We start from the raw sequence: 5,295 nt of genomic DNA, 5'->3' as shown, positions 1-5,295 counted from the left end.
GTAAAAAAGTGATAAAAATGTGACAACATATAGTGAAAACGCTTCCATTTTTCCGTTATAATGGTGTCGTAACGCAGAAAAAAGGGGGAACTGGAATGGGGACGAAAGTTGCAATCAACGGGTTTGGACGAATCGGGAGAATGGTGTTTCGTAAATTGATGCTTGAAGGGCGTCACGACGTCGTGGCGATCAATGCGAGTTATCCGGCGGAGACGCTTGCTCACTTGATCAAACACGATACGGTCCATGGGCCGTTTGAGCTCACTGTTCGGGCGCATGGGGATACGCTCGTTGTCGACGGGAAACAGATTCGGTTAATCGCAGAGCGTGACCCGGAACGATTACCATGGAAAGAACTAGATGTCGAGATCGTCGTCGAGGCGACGGGGAAATTCAATTCGGACGTCGGGGCGCGCAAGCATTTGACGGCCGGGGCGCGGAAAGTCATTTTGACGGCGCCGGGAAAAGGCGACTTACGGACGATCGTGATGGGGGTCAATGATCGCGAGTATATGCCGGAGCAAGACCATATCATCTCAAACGCCTCTTGTACGACGAACTGCCTCGCACCTGTCGTCAAAGTGCTCGATTCGACGTTCGGCATCGAGACGGGACTCGTCACGACGGTACACGCCTACACGAACGACCAGAACAATATCGACAATCCACATAAAGATTTGCGTCGGGCCCGGGCTTGTGGCAGTTCGATTATACCGACTTCGACCGGGGCAGCCAAGGCGATCGGCCTTGTGCTTCCCGAGCTGCAAGGCAAGTTGAACGGGATGGCGCTCCGCGTCCCGACGCCGAACGTCTCGCTCGTCGATCTCGTCGTCGAGCTGCGTCGTGACGTCACGGCCGCCGAAGTGAACGAAGCGTTCGAACGGGCCGCTTACGGAGAAATGACCGGGATTCTCGGTGTCTCGAACGAACCGCTCGTCTCAATCGACTTTAATGGAGACGAGCGCTCCTCGATTATCGATGCGGATTCGACGATGGTGCTCGGTGGCAACCACGTCAAAGTGCTCGCTTGGTATGACAACGAATGGGGCTATTCGTGCCGCGTCGTCGATCTTTTGGATATGGTGGCGAGCTACCTGCAAATCGGCCAGCAAGAAACGCACGCCTAAGAAAATATATTTCACCAAAAATATTTTGATGAATTCAAATAAATAGCTTGTATCGACGTCCCAAACAGGATACACTCAATCTCGTGAACTTCAATTGGTCTGACAAACGCAACTTAAAGGGTTAGGACCTCTTAGGACTAACTTGCCCCCGTGGTTGTGGGCGATTCAGGCACAAAGTGAGTGATCATCAACTACTTTGAGACCATTGATGTAAAGGGGGATCCACTAATATGGATACTATGGGACGTCACATTATTACAGAACTTTGGGAGTGCAATCCCGACAAATTGAACGATATCGACTACATCGAGCGCTTGTTCGTCGATGCAGCACTTCGCTCGGGCGCTGAAGTCCGCGAAGTCGCTTTCCACAAATTCGCGCCGCACGGTGTGAGTGGAGTCGTTATCATTTCAGAATCACATTTAACGATTCACAGTTTCCCAGAGCATGGTTACGCATCAGTCGATGTGTTCACATGTGGGGACCGAATCGATCCAGCGACAGCTTCACAATACATTGCTGAAGGCTTAGAAGCGAAAGTTCGCGAAGACGTCAAACTTGACCGCGGTATGGGACCGATTCGTGTTCCAGAAGCACAAGTGGCGATCAGCAAATAATCCGATTGACCTTTTGAGGCTGGCCGATTTTCGGTCAGCCCTTTTAATTGTTTTGTTAAGTCGTTAATTTTGATATGCTTAACGTATATAAATTAGGTGTCGAGGTGGACAATGGGATTACTAGACAAGTTTCAAACACATATCCAAACGGATGATAAGCATAAAAATGAAGCGTTGCGCACGCGCTATTTCGCGACGTCGCCGAACGCGGTACTGACATGGTTAGATGAACGAATTAAAACGGAGGGGCAGACGGTGCGCCGAATCGACACCGAGCGAGGCGAGCTCGCCTTTAACGGGGACGGTTGGGACGCGTTGGCCACAGTCGTTCAAGTAGACGGAGGGCGGACCGCCGTCGATTTCACGATGAATCGTGAACAAATGCTCGGTCCGGACCTGAAACAAGTTGTCGCTACGTATTATGATGCTTTACAAAATAAGTTCCCGCTCCGTGCCATCGGGAATCAATCTGTCGAACGATAAGGAGGGCTGAGCATGCGTTGTCCTAAATGTGATCATAACGGAACGAGGGTGCTCGACTCCCGACCAGTCCAAGATTATTATTCGATTCGACGCCGTCGCGAATGTGAAAAGTGCGGCTATCGCTTCACGACATTTGAAACGGTTGAACAGACGCCGCTCATCATCGTCAAAAAGGACGGGAACCGCGAAGAGTTCAGTCGAGAGAAAGTTCTGCGCGGGATCATTCGCGCCTGTGAGAAACGACCGGTCACACTCGAGCAACTCGAGGGTGTGGTCACGAAAGTCGAGCAACAGTTACGGGCGCTCGGCCAGTCGGAGATCCCGAGTGAACAAGTCGGCGAACTCGTCATGAACGAACTCGCCCGCGTCGATGAAGTGGCGTACGTCCGCTTCGCATCGGTCTATCGACAGTTTAAGGACATCTCTGTGTTCTTTAAAGAGTTAGAGGATTTAATGAAGCAAGAAAAATCGACCAACTAAAGGGGCGGCCTTCTGGTCGCCTTTTTTCAGGGGAGAAACGTTATGGAAAAAGAACGGATTCTTTACGGGACTGATGAGCTATTGATCATGAGCACTGGGCTCATTGATCGCGAGTCTTATCAGTCACTTTATCATTTATATCAACCCGTCATCGGTGTGAAGGCGCTCGCGTTGTATCAAACGCTTTGGAGTGAATTGAAGCCGGGTAAAATGAAGTCGAACTATATATCACATAGCGCGTTGTGTGAAATGCTCGATTATTCAATCAACGAACTGGCGGACAGTCTATTCCGGCTCGAAGCGATCGGCCTCGTCCGGACGTACAAGACGAAAGACGCACGGCTGACGCAATACGTCTATCAACTGAGAGTTCCGCTCGCGCCCCACACGTTCCTAAACGATGGGCTGTTATCGAGTTTTCTCTTCTATAAAGTAGGAGAGGTACGATTCAAGCAGTTGCAAGGACGGTTCACCATCGACCCGTTACCGGCAGGCATCGTCGAAGTGACGAAAGACTTTAATGAAGTGTTCGACGTCAAAGGGGTCAACCAGATGGCGTTCACTCAAAAAAATTATGAGAAGCCGGACCGCGCCAAGATCGAGATCAACTATACGTTTGATATGGATATCGTCAAAAAACTGACGAACTTCCCGGTCGGCTTCTTCACGAAGAAGTTGGATGAAACGATCACAAAACTCGCGTACGTGTCACAAATTGACGAAGAAAAGATGGCCGAGATGTTGAAAGAGTATTTCGTTCATGAGGCATATCTGCCTCTGACTGAACAAGAGAAACGCGACGGTTGCCGCCAGATGATGTTGCAATTAAAGAGCAAACAGACACGGCATCGTAAAGTGAAGTCGAATGAGACAGAGAATGCGGAAGTCGGCGACTTGCATGACGTGAAAGTCATGGAAGAAACGCATCCAAGTCAGTACGTGTCAAAACTAAGAAAGACGGCACAACTTTCTAAGACGGACGAAAGACTTATTATAGAGATGGTTGATACAGTAGGGCTGAAACCGGGAATGATTAATGCCCTCTATTATCATATTATAGAGGTAGAAAAAAAAGAGATAAATCTTAACTACGTTCTTGGTGCTGCGGCTAACTGGAAAACGGCTGAATACGCCACAATTTCGGAAGCTTTAGAATCAGCAAAAAAACGTAAGGAACTTAATACTATTCGAGAAGAAAAAAAGAACAAACCGTGTCGAGAACCACTGTCGGTTCACGGAGGAAAGACAAGACCGAGTTGCCGAAATGGCTCGAAGACGATGCGAAAGAGCAACGGTCTTACGATCAGAAGCGCAAAGAGGCGCTCGAATCATCGGTGCCAGATGACGCGGAACTCGTCAAATTGTTGAATGAACTGAAAGAGAAAGGATGAGCGACATGGAACGGATCAATCAGACGCTCGCCCAGATGATGAACCGTAAAGAAGTGCGGGAAGCGTACGAGTCGATTCGCAGACGAACTCTCGAGCACCCTGGTGTCATTACATTTTTAAAGGCGCATCCAGAACTCGACGAGACGGCGATCGAAGTCGGATTTACGAAACTGAGCGAATATGCCGAGCAGATGGACGGGAAGAAACTTGTCGATGAACAAGCCGTCATCCCCGGGCATCAGCCGGTCCTTTATGTCGATCTCGGTCAAATTGCGATCCGCTATGAAGAGACGGTCGCTCACCGCCAGGCGAGACGTCAAAAAGAGATGGATCGAAAGTTCAAGAGCCTATTTTTACCGGAAGAAGTGCGGGAAGCGAGCTTTCAATCGTTTGATTATTCGGATGATGCCCGAAAGATCGCACTCCGTGAGGCGATGCGATTCGTCTCGGGGATGAAGACGCGTCAAAAAGTGAACGGTCTTTACTTGTACGGCAGTTTCGGGGTCGGGAAGACGTACTTGCTAGCCGCGATCGCCAACGAACTCAAAGTCGCCGATATCGAGACGATTTTAGTCCATGCTCCGGGATTCGTCTCGGAAGCGAAGCGGAAAATTCGTACCGATTCGTTCGATTCATTTTTGACCTCGTTCCAGCACGTGCCGATTTTGTTGATTGATGATATCGGCGCCGAGGCGATCAGCCCGTGGGTACGAGACGAACTGTTCGGGATTATTTTACAGTACCGCATGATGCATCGTCTGCCGACGCTCTACAGCTCAAACTTCAGCAGCGAAGAGCTCGAGACGCACTTCTCGATTGACGGCTCGCCGCAAAACAAGATGAAAGCACAGCGGCTCATGCAACGGATCTCGACGACGACGACACAGATCGAGCTGAAAGGCGAAAATCGTCGTCGGTAAAGGATTGTATTTCTCGAACGAGTTGACTATACTAATAACCATATAACTGATGCATAGAAGAGGATACGAGACATCGTCACGGGTTTCAAAGCGAAGGAAGAATGGTGAGAGCTTCCTAAACACGCCGATCGACTTACTCCCTCGGAGCACCGCACGGGTCAATCGTGCGGCGATTCACACTCGTTATCGTGTGTTCGAGCCAAGCTTACAGCTTGGGAACGAGGGTGGTACCACGAGAATCAAAGCTCGTCCCTTTCATAGGGATGGGCTTTTTTTA

Annotated in this window: 6 protein-coding genes; all 6 read left to right on the top strand. The window is 49.8% G+C overall.

Translation table 11 applies throughout. From position 1 onward, the window contains the following. Window positions 1-95: 95 nt before the first annotated feature. The 6 genes from A6395_RS03015 to dnaI all read left to right on the top strand — a co-directional run bounded on the left by A6395_RS03015 (window position 96) and on the right by dnaI (window position 5,018). On the top strand, window positions 96-1,127 hold the full coding sequence (locus tag A6395_RS03015; protein WP_071397812.1) for a glyceraldehyde-3-phosphate dehydrogenase: 1,032 nt from the start codon (window positions 96-98) through the stop codon (window positions 1,125-1,127). Window positions 1,128-1,357: 230 nt separating this feature from the next. Then, window positions 1,358-1,744: an adenosylmethionine decarboxylase gene (gene speD / locus A6395_RS03010; RefSeq protein WP_029595188.1), complete on the top strand. Its 387-nt coding sequence runs from the start codon at window positions 1,358-1,360 to the stop codon at window positions 1,742-1,744. A gap of 111 nt (window positions 1,745-1,855) precedes the next feature. After that, window positions 1,856-2,227 (top strand): hypothetical protein, encoded by a 372-nt coding sequence (locus A6395_RS03005; protein ID WP_071397811.1) that lies wholly within the window; start codon window positions 1,856-1,858, stop codon window positions 2,225-2,227. A gap of 12 nt (window positions 2,228-2,239) precedes the next feature. Further along, a complete protein-coding gene (gene nrdR, locus A6395_RS03000; RefSeq protein ID WP_035385865.1) occupies window positions 2,240-2,707 on the top strand; it encodes a transcriptional regulator NrdR in 468 nt (155 codons plus the stop codon). A 42-nt stretch (window positions 2,708-2,749) separates the two neighbouring features. After that, the gene (locus tag A6395_RS02995; RefSeq protein ID WP_084812916.1) at window positions 2,750-4,075 is read left to right on the top strand and encodes a DnaD domain protein; all 1,326 of its coding nucleotides are present in this window, start codon (window positions 2,750-2,752) and stop codon (window positions 4,073-4,075) included. A gap of 28 nt (window positions 4,076-4,103) precedes the next feature. Continuing rightward, on the top strand, window positions 4,104-5,018 hold the full coding sequence (dnaI, locus tag A6395_RS02990; protein WP_070326949.1) for a primosomal protein DnaI: 915 nt from the start codon (window positions 4,104-4,106) through the stop codon (window positions 5,016-5,018). The last annotated feature ends 277 nt before the right edge of the window (window positions 5,019-5,295 follow it).

This window comes from Exiguobacterium sp. SH31 (genome assembly GCF_001816105.1).
GTDB classification, from domain to species: domain Bacteria; phylum Bacillota; class Bacilli; order Exiguobacteriales; family Exiguobacteriaceae; genus Exiguobacterium; species Exiguobacterium aurantiacum_A.
The sequence above is the reverse complement of the archived record's forward strand: the minus strand, read 5'-3'. Positions and strand labels throughout refer to the sequence as shown.